The organism is Salmonella sp. 32120201201600049SM, assembly GCF_017572835.1.
Lineage (GTDB): Bacteria > Pseudomonadota > Gammaproteobacteria > Enterobacterales > Enterobacteriaceae > Salmonella > Salmonella enterica.
The window spans coordinates 1-22,191 of record NZ_JAGESA010000015.1 but is presented as its reverse complement, the minus strand read 5'-3'; the positions used below and the strand labels follow the sequence as shown (position 1 = coordinate 22,191).

At 53.8% G+C, this 22,191-nt stretch carries 17 protein-coding genes; 12 read left to right on the top strand and 5 right to left on the bottom strand.

Annotated features, from left to right (window positions below):
* The first annotated feature begins 6 nt into the window (after positions 1-6).
* A complete protein-coding gene (gene gyrB, locus J4650_RS20895) occupies positions 7-2,421 on the top strand; it encodes a DNA topoisomerase (ATP-hydrolyzing) subunit B (protein ID WP_023993770.1) in 2,415 nt (804 codons plus the stop codon).
* Positions 2,422-2,439: 18 nt separating this feature from the next.
* On the opposite strand, the gene J4650_RS20890 is transcribed toward gyrB, so the two are convergent.
* From J4650_RS20890 to J4650_RS20880, 3 genes are all read right to left on the bottom strand, one after another.
* Positions 2,440-3,336 carry a LysR family transcriptional regulator gene (locus J4650_RS20890; protein WP_023993771.1) on the bottom strand — a complete coding sequence of 299 codons (897 nt, stop codon included), beginning with the start codon at positions 3,334-3,336 and terminating at the stop codon, positions 2,440-2,442.
* A gap of 114 nt (positions 3,337-3,450) precedes the next feature.
* Positions 3,451-4,644, bottom strand: coding sequence for an enolase C-terminal domain-like protein (locus tag J4650_RS20885; RefSeq protein WP_000975839.1), 1,194 nt, complete (start codon positions 4,642-4,644; stop codon positions 3,451-3,453).
* 13 nt (positions 4,645-4,657) lie between these two features.
* Positions 4,658-5,920: an MFS transporter gene (locus J4650_RS20880; RefSeq protein ID WP_000061257.1), complete on the bottom strand. Its 1,263-nt coding sequence runs from the start codon at positions 5,918-5,920 to the stop codon at positions 4,658-4,660.
* A 304-nt stretch (positions 5,921-6,224) separates the two neighbouring features.
* On the opposite strand from J4650_RS20880, the gene yidA reads away from it, so the two are divergent.
* The 4 genes from yidA to J4650_RS20860 all read left to right on the top strand — a co-directional run bounded on the left by yidA (position 6,225) and on the right by J4650_RS20860 (position 10,521).
* On the top strand, positions 6,225-7,037 hold the full coding sequence (gene yidA / locus J4650_RS20875; protein WP_000985571.1) for a sugar-phosphatase: 813 nt from the start codon (positions 6,225-6,227) through the stop codon (positions 7,035-7,037).
* 201 nt (positions 7,038-7,238) lie between these two features.
* Positions 7,239-8,261 (top strand): hypothetical protein, encoded by a 1,023-nt coding sequence (locus J4650_RS20870; RefSeq protein WP_023993772.1) that lies wholly within the window; start codon positions 7,239-7,241, stop codon positions 8,259-8,261.
* Entirely contained in the window at positions 8,258-9,397 is a 1,140-nt protein-coding gene (locus tag J4650_RS20865) for a BamA/TamA family outer membrane protein (protein WP_023993773.1), read from the top strand. Before J4650_RS20870 ends, J4650_RS20865 begins: the two co-directional genes overlap by 4 nt.
* Positions 9,394-10,521: a DUF4056 domain-containing protein gene (locus tag J4650_RS20860; RefSeq protein ID WP_023993774.1), complete on the top strand. Its 1,128-nt coding sequence runs from the start codon at positions 9,394-9,396 to the stop codon at positions 10,519-10,521. The genes J4650_RS20865 and J4650_RS20860 overlap by 4 nt, the downstream gene beginning before the upstream one ends.
* Positions 10,522-10,625: 104 nt before the next feature.
* On the opposite strand, the gene torS is transcribed toward J4650_RS20860, so the two are convergent.
* The gene (torS, locus tag J4650_RS20855) at positions 10,626-13,361 is read right to left on the bottom strand and encodes a TMAO reductase system sensor histidine kinase/response regulator TorS (protein ID WP_023993775.1); all 2,736 of its coding nucleotides are present in this window, start codon (positions 13,359-13,361) and stop codon (positions 10,626-10,628) included.
* Between the two features lie 79 nt (positions 13,362-13,440).
* Here torS and torT point away from each other — a divergent pair, with 79 nt between their 5' ends.
* Positions 13,441-14,481, top strand: coding sequence for a TMAO reductase system periplasmic protein TorT (torT, locus tag J4650_RS20850; RefSeq protein WP_001202038.1), 1,041 nt, complete (start codon positions 13,441-13,443; stop codon positions 14,479-14,481).
* Here the strand turns inward: torT and torR are convergent.
* Positions 14,454-15,146 (bottom strand): two-component system response regulator TorR, encoded by a 693-nt coding sequence (gene torR / locus J4650_RS20845; RefSeq protein WP_001562512.1) that lies wholly within the window; start codon positions 15,144-15,146, stop codon positions 14,454-14,456. The genes torT and torR overlap by 28 nt on opposite strands.
* 129 nt (positions 15,147-15,275) lie before the next feature.
* Between torR and torC the strand changes: the two genes are divergently transcribed.
* The 6 genes from torC to ccmB all read left to right on the top strand — a co-directional run.
* The gene (gene torC, locus J4650_RS20840) at positions 15,276-16,460 is read left to right on the top strand and encodes a pentaheme c-type cytochrome TorC (protein ID WP_001230254.1); all 1,185 of its coding nucleotides are present in this window, start codon (positions 15,276-15,278) and stop codon (positions 16,458-16,460) included.
* Positions 16,450-19,002, top strand: coding sequence for a trimethylamine-N-oxide reductase TorA (torA, locus tag J4650_RS20835; RefSeq protein ID WP_023240449.1), 2,553 nt, complete (start codon positions 16,450-16,452; stop codon positions 19,000-19,002). Before torC ends, torA begins: the two co-directional genes overlap by 11 nt.
* Complete coding sequence (torD, locus tag J4650_RS20830) at positions 18,995-19,627, top strand: molecular chaperone TorD (RefSeq protein WP_023993776.1); 633 nt, start codon at positions 18,995-18,997, stop codon at positions 19,625-19,627. The genes torA and torD overlap by 8 nt, the downstream gene beginning before the upstream one ends.
* Positions 19,628-19,816: 189 nt before the next feature.
* Positions 19,817-21,217, top strand: coding sequence for a cytochrome-c peroxidase (locus J4650_RS20825; protein WP_000724469.1), 1,401 nt, complete (start codon positions 19,817-19,819; stop codon positions 21,215-21,217).
* Between the two features lie 5 nt (positions 21,218-21,222).
* On the top strand, positions 21,223-21,840 hold the full coding sequence (ccmA, locus tag J4650_RS20820) for a cytochrome c biogenesis heme-transporting ATPase CcmA (protein WP_023993777.1): 618 nt from the start codon (positions 21,223-21,225) through the stop codon (positions 21,838-21,840).
* On the top strand, positions 21,837-22,191 hold a 355-nt coding region (ccmB, locus tag J4650_RS20815; RefSeq protein ID WP_085429175.1), incomplete at its 3' end, for a heme exporter protein CcmB. The genes ccmA and ccmB, both read left to right, overlap by 4 nt.

The following is a 22,191-nucleotide window of genomic DNA, read 5'->3' as shown; positions in this document are numbered from 1 at the left end:
ACGTTGATGTCGAATTCTTATGACTCCTCCAGTATCAAAGTCCTGAAAGGGCTGGATGCGGTGCGTAAGCGCCCGGGTATGTATATCGGCGACACGGATGACGGCACCGGTCTGCACCACATGGTATTCGAGGTGGTAGATAACGCTATCGACGAAGCGCTCGCAGGTCACTGTAAAGATATCGTCGTGACTATTCACGCCGATAACTCCGTGTCCGTAACGGATGATGGCCGTGGCATTCCGACCGGTATTCACCCGGAAGAAGGCGTCTCGGCGGCGGAAGTGATCATGACCGTTCTGCACGCGGGCGGTAAATTTGACGATAACTCCTATAAAGTCTCCGGCGGTCTGCACGGCGTGGGCGTCTCGGTAGTCAACGCTCTGTCGCAAAAACTGGAACTGGTTATCCAGCGAGATGGCAAAATTCACCGTCAGATCTACGAGCACGGCGTGCCGCAGGCACCCCTGGCCGTCACTGGCGATACCGATAAAACCGGCACGATGGTACGTTTCTGGCCGAGCCACGAAACCTTCACCAACGTCACTGAATTTGAATATGAGATCCTGGCGAAACGCCTGCGTGAACTGTCATTCCTGAACTCAGGCGTCTCCATCCGCCTGCGCGACAAGCGCGATGGCAAAGAAGATCATTTCCACTACGAAGGCGGCATCAAGGCGTTTGTTGAATATCTGAACAAGAATAAAACGCCGATCCACCCGAATATCTTCTATTTCTCCACCGAAAAAGACGGTATCGGCGTGGAAGTAGCGCTGCAGTGGAACGATGGTTTCCAGGAAAACATCTACTGCTTTACCAACAACATTCCGCAGCGCGACGGCGGTACTCACCTTGCAGGCTTCCGTGCGGCGATGACCCGTACGCTGAACGCCTACATGGACAAAGAAGGCTACAGCAAAAAAGCCAAAGTCAGCGCCACCGGCGACGATGCCCGTGAAGGTCTGATTGCGGTGGTTTCCGTAAAAGTACCGGATCCGAAATTCTCCTCACAGACCAAAGATAAGCTGGTCTCTTCCGAGGTGAAATCGGCGGTAGAACAGCAGATGAACGAACTGCTGAGCGAATACCTGCTGGAAAACCCATCTGACGCGAAAATCGTCGTCGGCAAAATTATCGACGCCGCGCGTGCGCGTGAAGCGGCGCGTCGCGCCCGTGAAATGACCCGTCGTAAAGGCGCGCTGGATTTAGCCGGTCTGCCGGGCAAACTGGCGGACTGCCAGGAACGCGACCCGGCGCTGTCCGAACTGTACCTGGTGGAAGGGGACTCCGCGGGCGGCTCTGCGAAGCAGGGCCGTAACCGCAAGAACCAGGCGATTCTGCCGCTGAAAGGTAAAATCCTCAACGTCGAGAAAGCGCGCTTCGACAAGATGCTCTCCTCTCAGGAAGTGGCGACGCTGATTACCGCGCTGGGCTGCGGTATCGGTCGCGACGAGTACAACCCGGACAAGCTGCGTTATCACAGCATCATCATCATGACCGATGCGGACGTCGACGGCTCGCACATCCGTACGCTGCTGTTGACCTTCTTCTATCGTCAGATGCCGGAAATCGTCGAGCGCGGCCACGTCTACATTGCGCAGCCGCCGCTGTACAAAGTCAAGAAAGGTAAGCAGGAACAGTACATCAAAGACGATGAAGCGATGGATCAGTACCAGATTTCCATCGCGCTTGACGGTGCGACTCTGCACGCGAACGCTCATGCGCCGGCGCTATCCGGCGAAGCGTTAGAAAAACTGGTCTCTGAATATAACGCCACGCAGAAAATGATTGGTCGTATGGAGCGTCGCTTCCCGAAAGCGCTGCTCAAAGAGCTGGTGTATCAGCCAACTCTGACCGAAGCCGATCTTTCTGATGAGAAGACTGTAACGCGCTGGGTGAATGCGCTGATTACCGAGCTGAATGAGAAAGAGCAGCACGGCAGTCAGTGGAAGTTCGATGTTCATACTAATACGGAACAGAATCTGTTCGAGCCGATCGTTCGCGTGCGTACGCACGGCGTGGATACCGATTATCCGTTGGATCACGAGTTTGTGACTGGCGCGGAATATCGTCGTATCTGTACGCTGGGCGAGAAGCTGCGCGGTCTGATTGAAGAGGACGCGTTTATCGAACGCGGCGAGCGTCGCCAGCCGGTAACCAGCTTCGAGCAGGCGCTGGAGTGGCTGGTGAAAGAATCACGTCGCGGTCTGGCTATCCAGCGTTATAAAGGTCTGGGTGAAATGAACCCGGATCAGCTGTGGGAAACCACCATGGACCCGGAAAGCCGCCGTATGCTGCGTGTGACCGTTAAAGATGCGATTGCTGCCGACCAGCTGTTCACCACGCTGATGGGTGATGCCGTTGAGCCGCGTCGTGCCTTTATTGAAGAGAACGCCCTGAAAGCAGCGAATATTGATATTTAACCTGCCTTAATCCCCGGCCTACCGCTGGCTGGCCGGGGCATCATGATGTTCATCGACATAGCTGAATAAAAAATCTCTAAAGCGCTGAGTGGCGGGCGTTTGTGCGCGCCACGCATGGAAATAAAGGTTCATATTGCGCCGCAGCGGAGGCGTGAGCGAACAGGTCGCTAATTGGTAGCTTTTGGCGTAATGGCGGGAAAAGGTTCCGGCGATCACCACGCCTTCACACTGCGCCGCCAGCGACATGGCGGTCGCCATATGTTCCACCGTCATTTTGGGCTTAATGCGCACGCCAGCGGTTGCGGAGATCATCGGAATGGATTCGTTGCCAACGGCGATCAGCTCTTCGCTTTGAATCTCTTCCCAGCGAACCGTTTTTTTATGCAGCCGATAGTCCGGATGGCAGTACAGGGCGATTTCCGTTGTGAACAGCGTTTGTTTGTCGATTTCCGGTTCCAGCGGCCGCTCCGGGCCGATACCAAAATCGGCTTCTCCCAACATAATGCTTTTTTGTAATTGCGACATGGGCTTATCAATAAGCTGTACGTGGGTATGCGGATGCTGCCGCTTAAAGGCATGGATGATTTGCGGCAGAAAAGCACAGGCGATCAGCGGCGCGCCAACAACCCGCACCAGGGATTTTTTGATCTCTTTCAGGTCGCGGGCATAATTTTCGGCCCGTTGAAACTCTTCAACAACCCGCATGGCGGCGGGTAAAAACTTTTCGCCGTCGGGCGATAGCTTCACCACGCGCGAAGTGCGGTCGAAAAGGGAAACCTCCATCTGGCTTTCCATTTCGTTGATTAAACCGCTAACAGCTCCCTGCGTGATGCACAGATATTTGCTGGCGGCGGTAAAACTACGCAAATCCGCGACGGCCAGAAACGCGCGAAATTGCCGGATAGTTAAATTCATTTGCCACCTGTGTTACCCCTTTACTGAGAGGATTTTATCTCAGGCTGGATAAGGTCGCGTTGATACGACTCGCAAATACAGGGTGTCTGCCTGCGGTGCAGGCAGACTGTTGGCTTATTTTACGGTAATGGTCGGCGACTTTTTCATGGTTTCTTCGGTCAGCTCCTGGCCGATGCCGGGAAGCTCCGGAACGTCGTACATGCCGTTCTTGGGTAGATAGTTGTATTTACAGGTCTGTGTATTCGGTTCCAGCAGCGCATACCGGTGCAGTTCGTGGATGACGAAGTTAGGGATCGCGGTTTCCATATGCAGCGCCACCGCTGTGGAAATCGGCCCGCCGCAAACATGGATTTGCACCGTTTTGTCGTAAACGTGCGCCATATCGCAGATTTTCTTCACTTCGGTGATGCCGCCGCAGGTGCAGATATCGGGCTGAATAACGCTCAGGCTGCCGTTTTCCAGGAAAGGACGGTATCCCCAGCGCCAGTAAATACGTTCGCCAGCCGCCAGTGGAATATTGACCTTATCGGCAACCTGCTTCATCTGTGCGGGATTTAACGGCATGACCGGCTCTTCGTAGTAGAAGATGCCCAGTTCTTCGATCATGCGGCCAAACTGAATCGCCGAGGTGGTGTCGGTAAAGGCATGCATTTCGGCGATGATATCCACGTCCGGGCCGACTGCATCGCGAATGGCGGCCATACGGTCGTAGCCCAGACGCAGGATTTTATCGGTGAGAGGCCCGTTGAGGTTTTGCTGGTTCCAGTTGCCGTGGCGATCCATTGCGACGGTATCCACTTTTATTGCGTCATAGCCTTCGCTGACGGCGGTCAGCGCCGCCTGTGCATACTGCTCCGGCTCGGTCAGCATATCTTTATCGCTGCCGTCCCCCCAACCAAACTGTAGCTGACTGGCGTAGGTTCTTATTTTCTCGCGACTTTTGCCGCCAAGCATTTTATACAGCGGCACGCCCCACGCTTTGCCTTTGATATCCCACAGCGCGATATCGATGCCGCTCATCGCCGCGGAAAAAATGCCGCCGCCGCCCTGCCCCCAGAAGGTTTTTTTGAGCATTTTTTCCCAGATAGCTTCGTTATTCATCGGGTCCATGCCGATGATAATGGCCGACAGGTCTTTCGCCATTCCGATGCCCGCAGAAGCGCCGACGCCGTAAGCCAGCCCGACTTCGCCAAAACCGGAAATGCCCTCATCGGTATTAATTTTTACCACCACCGGACGCCATTTGCTGGTGGCGGACGCAAAATCGTTCGCCACATCAATAATATCAACGCTGGTAATTTTCATAATTTACTCCCCGTAATTAATATTTTTTAATCGTTAAGATTAATGCCGATACCACGGCGATAGCGCTGATAAAAACCAGGCATAGTAAGCCGCCGGTATAAGTTCCAGTGATAGAAATAAATAAGCCGATAAATACAGGAGATAATGAAGAGAGTCCATTGGCGACGCCGTTCATTACGCCGCTGGCGGCGGATATGGATTTTCCTGGTATCATTCCCTGTAATAACGTCCAGGCAACGGGGGTGCCCATCGTACAGAAAGCCACAGCAAAGGAGAGGAGTACTGCTGACATATATTTATGTTCGGTTATGGTACCGAAATAGATACTGACGCCAGCGAAAAACATTAATACCATTAATATGGGGGCGCTGCGTCCTATTTTATCGACGAAGACGCCTGCGGCCGCTTTGGCAAATATCGACAGGACAAAGGGAAGCGACGCCAGCCAACCCATTTCCGCCCAACTGAAACCTCTGGCTGATTTTAGATAGGTCGGTAGCCAGGTAATCATTCCCCAATATAAACATTGCAGACACAGATACCACAGCACCAGCAGCCAATAGCTGTAGTTGGTAATCACCGGTTTGACCCGCAACATAAAACTTTCGCTGTTGCCTGCGCTTTCCGTTTCCTGTCCAGCTTTGATATAAGCCAGTTCTTGTTCGCTGATACTTTTATGTTGTTCTGGTTTATCAGCAACATATCGCCAAAGTAGCCAAAGAGGGATTAACCCGAGAGCGGCGCATAAAAAGAAGTTGGAGCGCCAGCCGTGGGTGCCTATCCACCAGGTGAAAAAAGGCATCGCAATGGCGGGAGCGACTGACTGGCCGACGATCCACGCCGCGTTTGCTCTGCCGCGTTCCTGCTTCGGGAACCAGTTTTTAATAAATACGCTTTGCAGTGGATAATAAAATCCCTCTCCGATGCCCAGTAATATACGGCAAATAATAATTAGAGCGAATGATGTAGCGACTCCGCCAATCATTAAAGCGATAGTCCAGATCAGAATACAAAGCATCATTGCTTTTCTGGGGCCGAGATAATCACCAAGCGGTGATAATACAACGTTAGCGATACCATAAGCGGCCAGAAAGACGGTCATCATCATGCCGATTTGCAATGGCATACCTTCAATACCCATATAGGCTAAGAAGGGTTCATTCGCGGCTAATACCGAAACATTAACGCGATCGAGATAAGCAATAAATATTCCAATAAACAGACAGGCAACGATTAAAAATCTTTTCCTGGTTGGGGGGGCGGTAAGGGCCATCGACATTAGCGATCTCCTTCTCATCGGATAAGGTTATTTTAAAATATAAGTTTTTGTTGATTTTTACTGATTAAGAACCAATCCCATTAGGCTCTAAGTGATGATGTCCAAAGTAGCAATACACATTCTTTTAGAAAAACGGTATTTTCTGTTTGATTAATGAGGTTATCTAATACATCAGGAGGGAGAATACGGCCTGAAAAGGGGAATCCCGTTTGTGAATCTTATCCCCCTTTCTCTCGGATTCTTTGCTGTTTTTTGAGCGGAATCGCGTTAGCATGAGTCAGGACTCATTTAATGCGGGGATTTCATGGCTATCAAACTTATTGCTATCGACATGGATGGCACCCTTCTGCTGCCCGATCACACCATTTCTCCGGCGGTTAAAAACGCGATTGCCGCTGCGCGTGAAAAAGGGGTAAATGTGGTGCTGACCACAGGCCGTCCGTATGCGGGTGTGCACAGTTACCTGAAAGAACTTCACATGGAACAGCCCGGCGATTATTGCATCACCTATAACGGGGCGCTGGTGCAGAAAGCAGGGGACGGCAGTACGGTTGCGCAAACGGCGCTCAGCTATGATGACTACCGTTACCTGGAAAAACTGTCCCGTGAGGTGGGTTCTCACTTCCACGCATTAGACCGAAATACGCTTTATACCGCTAACCGCGATATCAGCTACTACACGGTGCATGAGTCGTATGTGGCGACCATTCCGCTGGTATTTTGTGAAGCGGAGAAGATGGACCCGAACACCCAGTTCCTGAAAGTTATGATGATCGATGAGCCTGCCGTTCTCGACCGGGCGATTGCGCGTATACCGGCAGAGGTGAAGGAAAAGTACACCGTGCTGAAAAGTGCGCCGTACTTCCTTGAAATCCTCGATAAACGGGTTAATAAAGGCACCGGCGTAAAATCACTGGCCGAGGCGCTGGGTATTAAGCCAGAGGAGGTGATGGCGATTGGCGATCAGGAAAACGACATTGCGATGATCGAATACGCCGGCATGGGCGTGGCAATGGACAACGCCATTCCGTCGGTCAAAGAGGTGGCTAACTTTGTGACTAAATCGAACCTTGAAGATGGTGTTGCCTGGGCGATTGAACAACATGTTCTGTCCTGATTCACTCCGGCCCGATCGCCGTCGGGCCGATAGTTCCACTCATGAAGCTAATGTGTTGCAACAAAGACGTTGTAGAAAATAGTTTTTTATTTCAAAAGATTAATTCGCACAGAAATCCCGCCCACCAGGCGACGATTACTATATTCTCCCTCCTCCTTTCGATCCGGCGGCGCTTCTCGCCAGAATAAACGCTTCATCATTATGAAAAAACGCTCCCTTTTGCTGTTGGCGCTGCCCGCTATGGCTTTTTCTACCTGGGCGGCTACCAGCCCCCCGGCGAACCTGTCGCCTGTTTATAGCTATCAGGATGACGTCCCATCTGCTGCCACACCGCCAGTCGCGACAACGCCGGTGGCAAAGCCTGCCAGTACATCAGTGTTGCCTTTTCTGGGTGATGAAGCCCGAAAGCGTGGCTATGAGCTTCCCGAGCCATTTGGCCTCAATATTAACTACATGAATATTGGGCAGAATATTAACGTTGATAGCATCAACTTTAATGGCCTGGCTTTAGGTTCCAACGGGGGAATTCCATTAGATAACGCATTTAAAATTAACGTCGGTCATACCCGTGAAAAGAGCAAGACCGAAACGGTCAAGCTGGATGCCTGGCTGCTGCCATTTATGAATGTGTACGGCCTGGTGGGCTATACCGATGGTCATTCCATTTCGCAAATTGGTGTTGGGTTGATGACGAAAAATGGCCACGTTTTTCATCCCGCCGATCTGCAAAACCTCAAGTTTAAACTCGACTTTAAAGGCACTACCTATGGCATCGGCACCACGCTGGTCGGCGGCGTAGGTAACTGGTTTACCGCTGTTGATGCTAACTACACCCAGACACAGTTCGATATTCTTGATGGCAGCATCGACGCCTTTACCGTCTCACCTCGCGTTGGTTACCGTTTTACCACCCCGGGTATAGATAAGATGCATCTGCCGTCGGGCAAGCTAAACGTCTGGGTCGGCAGCATGTATCAGGATGTGCAGCAGGAGTTTAAAGGCAGCCTCGACGACCTGACCATGCCGTCAGCGACGCTACAAAGGCTGGTGAGTATGGCTAACTATAACAATAACGGCCGCTTTGACGTCAAACAGCATCTACAATCACCGTGGAACATGCTGCTGGGCGCTCAGTATGAAATAACCCGCCATTTCAACGTTACCACCGAGTTTGGCTTTGCCGAGCGCAATAGCTTCTTTGTGGCCGGTGAGTACCGCTTTTGAACCGCTGCCATTGCCGACTGTTGCTTTGCGTCGCTGGTGTGCTGTCCGGCGTGGCGCAGGCGGCGCTGCCCAGCCGCAGTCAGGTGGACGGCTGGCTACAACAAATGGGGGATAGCGATACTTACGATGCCGCCAAAGGCGTCAACTGGGGAGTAATGCCCGGGCCATTTTATACCCCTGAACTGGGGCTGGGCATCGGCACCGCCATCGTCGGTATGTATCGCCCCGATCCTGCCGATAAGGTTAGCCAGGTATCCACGCTGTCGCTGAGCGGCTATTTCAGCTCCACAGGCGCTTTTGGCGTAAGCCTGCAAAATTACGCTTTTTTCGCGCAAGATCGCTGGCGTTTCTTCCTCACTGGCGCATTGAGCGACACGCCCACTTACTATTGGGGACAGGGTTTTGCCACCGGTGATAAAGACAGCCATAAGCAGGCCTATACTGCGCAGGTGCTGGATCTGCAACCCATGCTGTATCGTCGGCTGGTCAACAATATCTATCTTGGCGTTGGCTGGACGCTGGATATACAGCACGCCGCGCAAATTGATGAGACCGATCCGCCCAAAATTCAAAGTACAGCGCAGGGCTGTTCTTCACTGAGTAACGGCGGTAGCGTTGAGATTAGCTGGGATGATCGTGATTTTATACCTAACCCACGCAAAGGGCAGTATGCCACCCTTCGCTATACCCACTTCGCACCGGACGTCGGTAGCGATACGCGGTTTGATGAATACCAACTGCACTATAGTCGTTACCATGCCGTCAATGATAAAGATGTGCTGGCCTGGGAAACGGACGGCGCTTTTACTCAGGGTGATGTGCCGTGGAATATGCTGCCGCTGCTGGGCAGTAACCATCGTATGCGCGGCTATTATGAAGGGCGCTATCGCGATAAAAATGCTATCAGTGGTCAGCTGGAATATCGCCATAAGCTGAGCTGGCGGCATGGCGTTGTCGGTTGGGTGGGCGCGGGCACCATGGGATCGTCTTTGCACCATCTGGATGACGGGCGATGGCTGCCTTCTGCGGGCGTGGGCTATCGCTTTGAGTTCAAGCCGCGCGTCAACGTGCGGCTGGATTACGGCGTGGGCAAAGCTAGCAGCGGTTTTTATTTTCAGGTAGGAGAAGCATTTTGAGGTCCGTCGTTCGGGTTATCTTTCTGGCGCTACTGTTTCTGACGGGGAGCGCCCGCGCCGCCTTACCACTGACGCTCTATCTGTCCTCTCTCCCAATGCCAGCTGCCAGTGAAGCCTGGCCGACGATGCCGCCGCAGCCGCTGCCAAAGGGGTTGCGTCCGTGTTGCGCTTTTGGTTACGACCTGCATGCCGAGCTGCTGGGACTGCCGGTTCCGTTCTATCAGTTAAATAACGTCGTGACGGTGGACTCGCTGGGGCATCATCAGTACAACGACCATCTGTACTCGGGCGTGGCAAACCTGATTGGCCTTAGCGGTGAGAATAACGGTATTGTGTATACCTTGCGTGGCGGATTCATCGACACCGCACATGTGCGGGATACCGCTGATATGACAGTGTATATCTTCAGCCAACTACTACCAAAGCTGGGGCAGGCTTTTACGCTGAATCTGGGCGAGGAGCTGGCCGAACGGCGTCTGGTTTTTACTGCTTTTACCCCTCCGGTCGATGCACGCGAGCGTTACACGCTGGCCGCCTGGCTGTCGGCGCATCTGGCGTTCCAGGTGGCGGAGTGGCACGAAATCGCCCAATGGTACGGTTTCGAGTCTGTTCGCGGATTTTCTGAGGGAGTATCGGCCTTTTCGCCGGAAGATCTCTATTCTAACCTCGCGGGTGCCCGTCTGGCAGCGTCTTTAATTGTCGGCGGCCAGACGAAAACGCAAGAGATGTACAACACGGCGATGGAAACTGCGCTGCGGCAAGCGCTGACGCAGCTGGCAGCGCAGCCGACGCAGATCACCCGTTTTCAGTTTGATATGCTTGATGGCCGTTGGTGGAACAGCCAGCGGCGGGTACCGGAAAAATATCTGGTGCTGCATCGTAATTATCAGATGGGCGATGACCGCCTGCCGACCGCCATTCCTGGCGAGATAATGCCGCTATTGCCGCTGAGCTTGCCCCATCGCTGGCGCGGTATCCAGCTTAGCACGCTGGCGCAACTACAATTGTGGCCCAGCGAGGATATGGCGCAGCTACCGCCTCCCGCGCACTATTACAGCGAAAAAGATTTTGCCGCCCTGGCGGAGCAGGCACGGCTACAGGACGAAAAAACACAGAATCATTAAACAGGCAGTAGCCGTAGGCTAGTTCCCTCTTATACCCTCGGCGTACTGTTTTATGTCCTGATAACTGGTGATGTGAAACGCGTCGTTTGGCGAGCCGGAAGCTATTATGGCGAAGGATGATCGGCTATCCATGCGTCGAGCGCCGTCACTCCCTGCGTCACGATAGTTTTAATATCTATATCGCTAAGCGGTTGCAATTCCAGCTCCCGACAGGCTTCGGTTGCCTGCGTCATCCCCAGGCTGGCGCAGCCGCTTTTTAATTTATGCGCCAGCCGCTTAATGTTAACGTCGTCATTCATGGCGCGCGCCGCCTCGATCTCCTCGACTAAAGGCAGCGCGCTGTCTTTGAATAACGCGACCCATTGCCGGAGCTTTTCCGGGCCGACAGACGCCATATCGCCGGCAAGCTGATGTTCATTCAACATCACCCGCGCGTTGTGAGATTTGCCCTGTAAATAGTGCGCTATCATGCGGTAAAGCTCCTCGCGGGGAACGGGCTTTTGAATAATCCCGCAGAAAAGACCGGCGGTACGCTGACGAAGATTATCGTCTATCACATGCGCGCTAAAACCAATGCGTTTCATGGCGGGATACAGGCTCATCAACTGCTGCGCCAGGGTTAAGCCGTCATAATCCGGTAAATCAAAATCCACCAGCGCCACATCAAAGGACTCGCCTTCGGCTAAACAGCGTAGCGCGTCATTCGCGCTTTCAGCTACTGAGACCTTCACCCCTTTACCCGTGAGCATTTCAGCGGTAATACGCTGCGTCAGCATATTATCTTCAATCAGCAACAGGCGTAGTCCGTTAAGATTTATCGGTTCTCTGAACGCATTTTTGCTTGCGGGTTTGGGGTGGCGAACTGGCAGTTGTAAACGAAAACAACTGCCAACATGAAGCGTACTGGTGACGGTTAGCGTCCCGCCCATCGCTTCTGCCAGGCTGGCGCTGATAGCCAGCCCCAGGCCCGTCCCGCCCCGGCGTCCTGTCGCCTGCACAAACGGTTTGAAAATAGCCGTCAGCTTCGCTTCAGGGATACCGCACCCGGTATCTTCAACCTCAATAAACCAGCTCTGATCGTCGCAAAACGTGCGCAGCACTATGCTGCCGCGATCGGTAAATTTCGCCGCATTACTTAAAAGATTAATCACAATTTGACGTATCCGGCGCGGATCGCCTTGTAGCGTGGAAGGGAGTTGCTCGCTAAAGTCGGTGATGAGCGCCACCTGCACGCGGCTGTGCATTAAATGCAGCGCGCTATTCAACAATTGTCGCGGTTCAAACGGTTCCTCGCTAATGGAAACGTTGGTGCCGCCTACTTCAATCGCTGAGTAATCAAGAATATCGTTAAGAATCGCCAGTAGCGATTCGCCTGAATCATTAATGGCCTGTAAATCGTCGCGGTAGTTTGCCATGAGCGGTTTATCGGCCAGCAATTGTACCGTACCGAGAATGCCGTAAAGCGGCGTGCGAATTTCATGGCTCATGGCGGCAAGGAACGTCGATTTCGCCTCGTTGGCCTTTTCCGCTTCGGCGCGCGCCTGCCGGTGTTCCAGCACCAGCGCATGAAGCTCCGCCGTTTGCGATCGCACCTGTTCCGCCAAATCCTCACGATGGCGGTTCAATTTGCGCACGTTGGCGCGAAACGCTTCCATCAGACGGCTGATGGTATCCAGTTCGCTGACGCCAGCCGCCTCCGGAAACGGCGAATCAATATCGCCCTCCAGTAACCGCTGTAAGGCCTGCGTTTGTTGCGCCAGCGGGCGGGATACGGAACGGTAAACCACTCGCCAAAGAATAAAACTTAATGAGCACAGCGCCAGGATACCTAAGATCACTAACCCTATTTGCCCACGCTGACTGGCGTGTGTAAGACGCGCTAACCCAGCCTCGTTTCGTTTTTCGATGGCGTTCACCAACTGCGACACTTCCGTACTGAAGCGGGTAAACTGAAAGAGGTTATTGGCCATAAGCGTTTGAAGCTGATCGCGGATGGCGTTTTCCTTACGAAACAGGGTAACCAGTGTGGTGTACTGGTTTATTTTCTCCAACGCGTCGGCGATTTGGGCGCGAACGGTAGGATCTTCTATACGCTGCTGGCGGCGGGATAAAATTTTAACCAACTGATTAAGTTTTTCATCGGTGTCCTCGGCATCGCTCAGCCCTTGCGCGTCTTTTAAGGTCACAATGAGCTGCTTAAACCGCAGGGCATTGACCCGCAACTCATTCATCTGATTCACATACTCAAGGTCGATATCAATCAGCCGGTCAAGCGCGCGTTCAGCCTGATCCCCTTTACCGCTTTCGATAAGATCGTAAATACCGGCCTGGGTGGCGCCCGCAGATGTCGCGGCATTATTGGCCTGGCCGTGAGCCTGGGCGGCAATGCTTTCCGCCGCCTCCGCAATCTGGCGGCTTAACTGCTGTTGCTGTGCGCGCAGCGTGAGAATTTCACCGACCAGCGTTCCCTGTTGCCCAAGCGTTTGCGCAATCTCTTTTTCTTGCCGGGCGATGGCCGAGGTATTAAATCCCTGCTCGCTTAATGCCTGCAAAAGATGGTTAATTTTAAGGCTTTGCGCTTTCAGCATCTTCCCCTGCGCCAGCCAAACGCCCTCACTGTCGGCATTGGTCAGATTTTGCGCAGAAAAGAGCTCGTAAGCGCTGGCTTCGCTTAACTGCCTGGCCATATTCATCGTGGGGAGCAGCGCTTGCGTATTGGTTTGCTCCACCTGACTAATGACGCGCAGGCTTATCCAGCCGATCACGGTGCTGAGCAGGGTGAGTGCCGCCATCAGGGCGAAGGCCAGCCATAATCTGCGGGTCAGTGAAGGCGTTGACATTTATGCGCCGCGGGTGAAATGGGTTGAGTTGCCGCCGGAAAAACCATTAGGATAAAACCTTGTTGCTGGTGGGGCTATCATGCGCGCGCTTATTTCGTTCTTTTTTTTGATAATCATCGTCTCGAATGTAGAAACGGCGTCAGCCGAAACCGGACTGCTACACTGGACGCGCGCCGATCGGGCGATTCCCTGGCGGCAAACGTCAGTCAATGCGAGTAAACCCTGGAAACTGTGCGCATTATACCCCAGCCTGAAAGATTCTTACTGGTTGTCCGTCAACTACGGGATGCAAAAAGCGGCCAAATTGTATGGCGTTGATTTAAAAGTGCTGGAAGCGAATGGCTATCGGCAACTGGCGACGCAACAACAGCAAATGATGCAATGCCGGGAGTGGGGCGCCGACGCTATTCTGCTTGGCAGCAGTACCGATCGTTTCCCGGAACTGGAACGGTATGCCGGTAATGTGCCGGTTATTGAACTGGTGAACATGATTCACGATGCCAGCGTCGCAACCCGCGTTGGTCTGCCGTGGTTTCAGATGGGGTATCTGCCGGGACGTTTCCTGGTGCAGTGGAGCAAAGGAAAAGCGCTTAACGTTTTACTCTTCCCGGGGCCGGAAGAAGCCGGCGGCAGTCAGGAGATGGTGGCGGGTTTTCGTCAGGCAATTAAAGGCAGCGCCATCAACATTGTGGATATCGCCTGGGGCGATAACGACATTGAAGTGCAGCGAAACTTACTCCAGGAAATGCTGGAGCGCCATCCGGACGCCAATGTGGTCGCCGGGTCGGCGATAGCGGCGGAGGCGGCGATGGGCGAAGGGCGAAATTTGACGACTCCGCTCACGATCGTCTCATTTTATCTGACGCATCAGGTTTATCGCGGTTTAAAACGCGGCCATATCCTGATGGCGCTCAGCGATCAGATGGCCTGGCAGGGAGAATTAGCGATAACGCAGTCGATTAAGGTCTTACAGGGGCAACCGGTACCTGAAAATATCAGCCCGCCGGTGCTTATTTTGACGCATAACAACGCTGACAGCGCGCGCGTTCGTCGTTCGCTATCGCCTCCGGGATTTCGGCCCGTCTATCTGTATCAATACACCTCCGAGGCTAAAAAGTAGCCTTCGCCATGCTGTGTGACCAACAGTTCCGGCGTAATTTTATGGCGTAAGCGGCGAACCAGGACATCAATCGTGCGGAGATCCGGAGTCTCTACGCGGCGGGCGGAAAGCATTCGCAGCAGGCGTTCACGATGCAGCACTTTGCCTGGGTTGGTCACAAAGGCCAGCAGTAACTCGTACTCCGCGCGCGTAAGCTTAATGGCTTCACCATTGTGCTCCAGCGTGTGATTCATCACGTTCAGGCAGTAACCGGAAAACATATAGCAGTTTTCACTGGCATTTTGCGGCGTGGGGCGGGCCAGATCGATGCGCCACAAAAGGTTTTTCACCCGCACTACCAGCTCGCGCAGTTCCAGCGGCTTGGTGACGTAGTCGTCCGCGCCCATCTCCAGCCCGACGATGCGGTCGATTTGGTCGCAACGCCCCGTCACCAGAATAATGCCCACCGTGGAACGTTCGCGTAGCGCCCTGGTCAGCATCAACCCGTTTTCATCGGGGAGGTTGATATCCAGCAGGATCAGCGAAACGTGCTCATGCTCCATGATGTCGCGCAGGCCCGCGCCGCTGTCGGTCACCGAAACGCGATACCCCTCCTGCTCAAAATAGGCCTGTAATCTGGCCTGAGTAACAGGTTCATCCTCAACAATAACAATGTGATGTGACATCCTGCGCGCGGTCTCTTTCTGTTCATATCTGTTCATATATTGCCGTATCCCGTTCATCCTGACCAGTGACGCTGTTCATATTTGCGGAATAAGATCTGCGCATTAAACCATATAATTACAGGGGCTATTATGCGAAAACTCTGGAGAGCGCTACTCAGGCCAAGCGCCCGTTGGTCGATACTGGCGCTGGTCATTGTCGGGATTGTGATCGGCGTTGCGCTGATCGTGTTACCTCACGTCGGTATCAAACTGACCAGTACGACAGAGTTTTGCGTCAGCTGCCATAGTATGCAGCCGGTGTATCAGGAATATAAACAGTCCGTACATTTCCAGAACGCTTCCGGCGTACGCGCGGAATGCCACGATTGCCATATCCCCCCTGATATTCCAGGCATGGTGAAACGTAAGCTGGAAGCCAGCAACGATCTTTACCAGACATTTATCGCCCACTCGATTGATACCCCGGAAAAATTTGAAGCCAAACGCGCCGAGCTTGCCGAGCGTGAATGGGCGCGCATGAAAGAGAATAACTCCGCGACCTGTCGTTCCTGCCATAACTACGATGCGATGGATCACGCGAAACAGAACCCGGAAGCGGCGCGGCAAATGAAAATCGCCGCGAAAGAAAATCAGTCCTGCATCGACTGCCATAAAGGGATTGCCCACCAGCTACCGGATATGAGCAGCGGTTTCCGCAAACAGTTTGATGAACTGCGCGCCAGCGCCAGTACGCATAATGACGGCGATACGCTCTATTCGCTGGATATCAAGCCGATTTACGCCGCTAAAGGCGATAAAGAACCGGCAGGTTCGCTGTTGCCTGCTTCTGAAGTGAAAGTCCTTAAACGGGACGGTGACTGGCTGCAAGTGCAAATCGAAGGCTGGACGGAGACGGACGGTCGCCAGCGCGTGCTGACGCAGTTGCCAGGTAAACGTATTTTTGTCGCCTCGATTCGCGGCGATGTGCAACAGCATGTGAAAACGCTGGAAGAGACCACCGTCGCGGCGACCAATACTCAGTGGAGCAAATTACAGGCAACTGCGTGGATGCAAAAAGGCGACATGGTAAATGACATTAAACCGATTTGGGCCTATGCCGACTCCCTCTATAACGGCACCTGTAATCAGTGTCACGGCGCGCCGGACAAAGCGCACTTTGACGCTAACGGCTGGATCGGCACGCTCAACGGCATGATCGGTTTCACCAGTCTGGATAAGCGTGAAGAACGTACCTTGTTGAAATATCTCCAGATGAATGCGTCTGATACCACCAACACGCCGCACAGCGATAAGGGAGAACACAATGAAAAATAAGGACACGCTACACGTCTCTCGTCGACGTTTTCTGGCGCAGCTTGGCGGTTTGACGGTGGCAGGAATGCTGGGGCCGTCACTGCTGACGCCCCGTAGCGCCCGCGCAGCGGATGCCGTTGCGCCAGGCGCCGCGACGAAAGAGGGTATCCTTACCGGCTCTCACTGGGGGGCGATTCGCGCCACGGTGGTTGACGGTCGATTTGTGGCGGCAAAACCGTTTGAACAGGATAAATACCCGTCCAAAATGATCGCCGGCCTGCCCGATCACGTCCACAACGCGGCGCGTATTCGCTATCCGATGGTGCGCGTCGACTGGATGCGCAAAGGTCATCAAAGCGACACCTCGCAGCGCGGCGATAATCGTTTTGTGCGCGTCTCCTGGGATGAAGCGCTGGATCTGTTCTATCAGGAACTGGAGCGGGTGCAAAAAACCTACGGGCCGAGCGCGTTACTGACGGCGAGCGGCTGGCAATCTACCGGCATGTTCCATAACGCCTCCGGGATGCTGGCGCGCGCGATTGCGCTACATGGCAATAGCGTCAGCACGGGAGGGGACTATTCGACCGGCGCGGCGCAGGTGATTTTGCCGCGCGTGGTGGGTTCAATGGAAGTGTACGAGCAGCAAACGTCATGGCCTCTGGTTTTACAGAACAGTAAAACGATTGTGCTATGGGGTTCTGATATGGTGAAAAACCAGCAGGCAAACTGGTGGTGCCCGGATCACGATGTCTATCAGTACTATGAACAATTAAAAGAGAAGGTTGCCAGCGGCGCTATCTCGGTCATCAGCATCGACCCGGTCGTCACCTCCACGCACGATTATCTGGGGCGCGATAAGGTCAAACATATCGCCATTAACCCGCAGACGGATGTCCCGTTACAACTGGCGCTGGCGCATACCCTGTACAGCGAGAAACTGTACGATAAAAATTTCCTCGATAACTACTGCGTCGGTTTTGACCAGTTCCTCCCCTATTTGCTGGGCGAGAAAGATGGACAGCCCAAAGATGCCGCCTGGGCGGAAAAACTGTGCGGTATTGACGCCGACACCATCCGCGCGTTGGCGCGGCAGATGGCGGGCGACAGAACGCAAATCATCGCTGGCTGGTGCGTACAACGTATGCAGCATGGCGAACAGTGGTCATGGATGGTCGTCGTGCTGGCGGCAATGCTGGGACAGATTGGTTTACCGGGCGGCGGCTTTGGTTTTGGCTGGCACTATAACGGCGCCGGGACGCCTGGTCGTAAAGGGATCATTTTAAGCGGCTTTTCCGGTTCGACGACCGTTCCGCCAGTGCACGACAGCACGGATTACAAAGGCTACAGCAGCACCATTCCTATTGCGCGTTTTATGGATGCCATTCTTGAACCGGGCAAGATCATTAACTGGAACGGGAAATCGGTTAAATTACCGCCGCTGAAGATGTGCGTGTTCGCCGGGACCAACCCGTTCCACCGACACCAACAAATTAACCGCATAATTGAAGGGTGGCGCAAGCTGGAAACGGTCATCGCTATTGATAACCAGTGGACGTCGACCTGCCGCTTTGCGGATATCGTTTTGCCGGCTACCACCCAATTTGAGCGTAACGACCTCGATCAATTCGGCAACCACTCTAACCGCGGCATTATCGCCATGAAACAGGTGGTATCGCCGCAGTTTGAAGCGCGTAACGACTTTGATATTTTCCGCGATCTCTGCCGACGCTTTAACCGTGAAGCGGCATTTACGGAAGGCCTTGATGAAATGGGCTGGCTGAAACGCATCTGGCAGGAAGGGAGCCAGCAGGGAAAAGGTCGCGGTATCCACTTACCGACTTTCGAGGTGTTCTGGAATCAACAGGAGTACATCGAGTTTGATCATCCGCAGATGTTTGTGCGCCATCAGGCTTTCCGTGAAGATCCGGACCTGGAGCCGTTGGGCACGCCAAGCGGTTTGATCGAGATTTACTCCAAAACGATCGCCGACATGCAATACGACGATTGTCAGGGCCATCCCATGTGGTTCGAAAAAATCGAACGCTCGCATGGCGGGCCGGGATCGCAGCGCTGGCCGCTGCACTTACAATCCGTCCACCCTGATTTCCGTCTGCATTCCCAACTGTGCGAGTCGGAAACGCTGCGTCAGCAATATGCCGTTGGCGGCAAGGAGCCGGTCTTTATTAACCCACAGGATGCCAGCGCGCGCGGGATCCGCAACGGTGACATCGTGCGGGTATTCAATGCACGCGGGCAGGTACTGGCGGGGGCGGTAGTTTCCGATCGCTATGCGCCGGGCGTGGCGCGAATTCATGAAGGCGCCTGGTACGATCCTGATAAAGGCGGCGATCTCAACGCGTTATGTAAGTACGGCAACCCTAACGTATTAACGCTGGATATCGGTACATCACAGCTCGCGCAGGCGACCAGCGCGCATACGACGCTGGTGGAAATTGAAAAATATACCGGCCCTATTGATAACGTCACGGCGTTTAACGGTCCGGTCGAGATGGTCGCGCAGTGTGAATATGTACCCGCATCGCAGGGGAATCCGCATGATTAAGCAGCCAGCGCTTGCTCAGGAACAGTACGCCTGCGTATATGCATGGCTGGCGTTACTCTTTTTCCGGGAAGTGGATGATGAAGGGTTAATACAATTACAGTCCGCGGAAATCGCGGACTGGCTGGCGCTGTTAAAGCGTCAGCCAGCGCTGGCGGCGTCGGTGGCGTTACTCGAACAAAAAATTGCCGCGCTTAGCCTGCGTCAGGATGCGCAGCTGGAGCTGGCCGCAGATTTTTGCGGATTGTTCCTGATGACGGATAAAAAATCGGCCTTGCCCTACGCCTCGCAATACCCGCAGCAGGAACCCGGCATGATTAAACATTTATTGCTTGAAGCCGGGATGGAAGTCAACGACGATTTTAAAGAGCCGACCGACCACCTGGCGATTTATCTGGAATTACTCAGCCATTTACATTTTTCATTGGGTGAATCGTTCCAACAACGGAGAATGAATAAATTACGCCAGAAAACATTGTCGTCATTACTGGAATGGCTTCCGGAATTTACAAATAATTGCCTTAAGCATGATCTCTATGGTTTTTATGCTGCGTTAAGTCAATTATTGTTGGCTATCGTTCGTTTTGATGACGGAAAAGAGGATTTATCCATTGTTGCGGCTGAATAAACCCTGTGACGGGCATCGCAAAATAAATCTTACGATAGTCGGGGGTTATCATATCTATAGGTTTAGCCAATTGTAATTATTGATACCAATCAATATCCATGATGGGTTTGTATTTAGTATTGACGGGCCTCATGAGTAAAAAAATAAAATTTAATTAATCATGCCGCAATACCCCATAAGGATAGTGATATGAAAAAAATTACCCTCTATGCGACAACGGTTATCACCGTTGGGCTGTTATGTTATTTAGGTTTGTCCGGGTATGTATGGTATTACGACAAACAGCGCAGTAAAAAAAGCGATGTGCAGGCCTCGGTTGTGGGTGAAAATAATAAAATACTGGGTTATTTCAGGGAGAAAGGATGTGATTATTGTCATACGCCTTCCGCTGAATTACCTTTTTATTCCTCTTTTCCGGTGGCAAAGCAGCTAATGGATTACGATATCCAGCTCGGCTACAAATCGTTTAACCTGGAGGCGGTACGGGCCGCCCTGATTGCGGATACGCCGGTGCCGCAAAGCGAACTGAATAAAATTGAATGGGTTATGCAACATCAGACCATGCCGCCAACCCGCTATGTCGCGCTGCACTGGGCGGGGGGCGTCAGCGATAAAGAGCGTACTGACATCCTGAACTGGATAGCCGATCAGCGTGAGCGCAACTATGCCAGCGCCGATACCGACGCCGCGCACCGGAATGAACCCGTTCAGCCTATTCCGCGCAATATTCCCGTCGATGCGAAAAAAGTCGACTTAGGTTTCCGGCTTTATCATGATGAACGTTTATCCGGCGACAGCACAATATCCTGTGCGCATTGTCACGCGTTAAATGCGGGCGGTGTCGATGGCAGAAAAACCTCAATTGGCGTTGGCGGTGCGGTAGGACCAATAAATGCGCCGACGGTATTCAACTCCGTATTCAATATCGAACAATTTTGGGATGGTCGTGCTGCAACCCTGCAGGAGCAAGCAGGCGGACCACCGTTAAATCCTATTGAAATGGCCTCTAAATCCTGGGATGAAATTATTAGCAAGCTTGATAAAGATCCTGTCCTGAAAAAAGATTTCCAGGCGGTTTATCCGCAAGGATTTACCGGGGAAAATATTACTGATGCGATCGCCGAATTTGAAAAAACGTTGATAACGCCGGATTCCGCTTTTGATAAATGGCTCCGTGGAGATGAAAATGCGCTGACCGCGCAACAGAAACACGGTTATCAATTATTTAAAGAGAATAAATGTGCAACCTGTCACGGCGGTATCATTTTAGGCGGACGCTCTTTTGAACCATTGGGATTAAAGCGAGACTTTAATTTTGGCGAAATTACCGCAGCGGATATTGGTCGTATGAACGTCACCAAAGAGGTTCGCGATAAATTACGGCAAAAAGTCCCAGGCTTACGCAACGTCGCGTTAACGGCGCCTTATTTCCATCGGGGCGACGTACCGACGCTGGATGGCGCGGTAAAACTGATGCTGCGTTACCAGGTTGGCACCGATCTGCCGCAAAACGATATTGACGATATCGTCGCCTTCCTGGAAAGCCTGACCGGTGTTTATACGCCATATCAACCTGAATATGCGCAATGACAATGATGCTTGAAGCCAGAGATCTGTACTGCGAGCGGGACGAGAGGACGCTGTTTCGCGGGCTGTCGTTCACCGTGGACGCCGGGGAGTGGGTGCAGGTCACCGGTGGCAACGGCGCCGGAAAAACCACCCTGCTGCGCCTGCTGACCGGGCTGGCGCGCCCGGACGGCGGCGAGGTGTACTGGCAGGGCGAGCCCCTGCGCCGCGTGCGCGACAGCTTCCATCACAGCCTGCTGTGGATAGGGCACCAGCCGGGGATTAAATCCCGCCTGACGGCGCGGGAGAACCTGCACTTCTTCCACCCCGGCGACGGCGCGCGTCTCCCGGAGGCGCTGGCGCAGGCCGGGCTGGCGGGATTTGAGGACGTGCCGGTCGCCCGGCTCTCGGCCGGGCAGCAGCGCCGGGTGGCGCTGGCCCGCCTGTGGCTGACCCGCGCCGCGCTGTGGGTGCTCGACGAGCCGTTCACCGCCATTGACGTTAACGGCGTGGCGCGCCTCACCCGGCGGATGGCGGCGCACACGGCGCAGGGCGGGATGGTCATTCTCACCACCCACCAGCCGCTGCCGGGGGCCGCGGACACCGTCCGCCGCCTGGCGCTGACCGGCGGGGAGGCGGGGCTGTGATGTGGCGTGTCTTCTGTCTCGAGCTGCGCGTGGCGTTCCGCCACGGCGCGGACATCGCCGGCCCGCTGTGGTTCTTCCTGATGGTCATCACCCTGTTTCCGTTAAGCGTCGGGCCGCAGCCGCAGCTGCTGGCGCGTATCGCGCCGGGCATCATCCAGGTGGCGGCGCTGCTGGCCTCGCTGCTGGCGCTGGAGCGGCTGTTTCGCGACGACCTGCAGGACGGCAGCCTGGAGCAGCTGATGCTGCTGCCGGTGCCGCTGCCGGCGGTGGTGCTGGCGAAGGTGCTGGCCCACTGGGCGGTGACCGGCCTGCCGCTGATTATGCTCTCCCCGCTGGTGGCGCTGCTGCTGG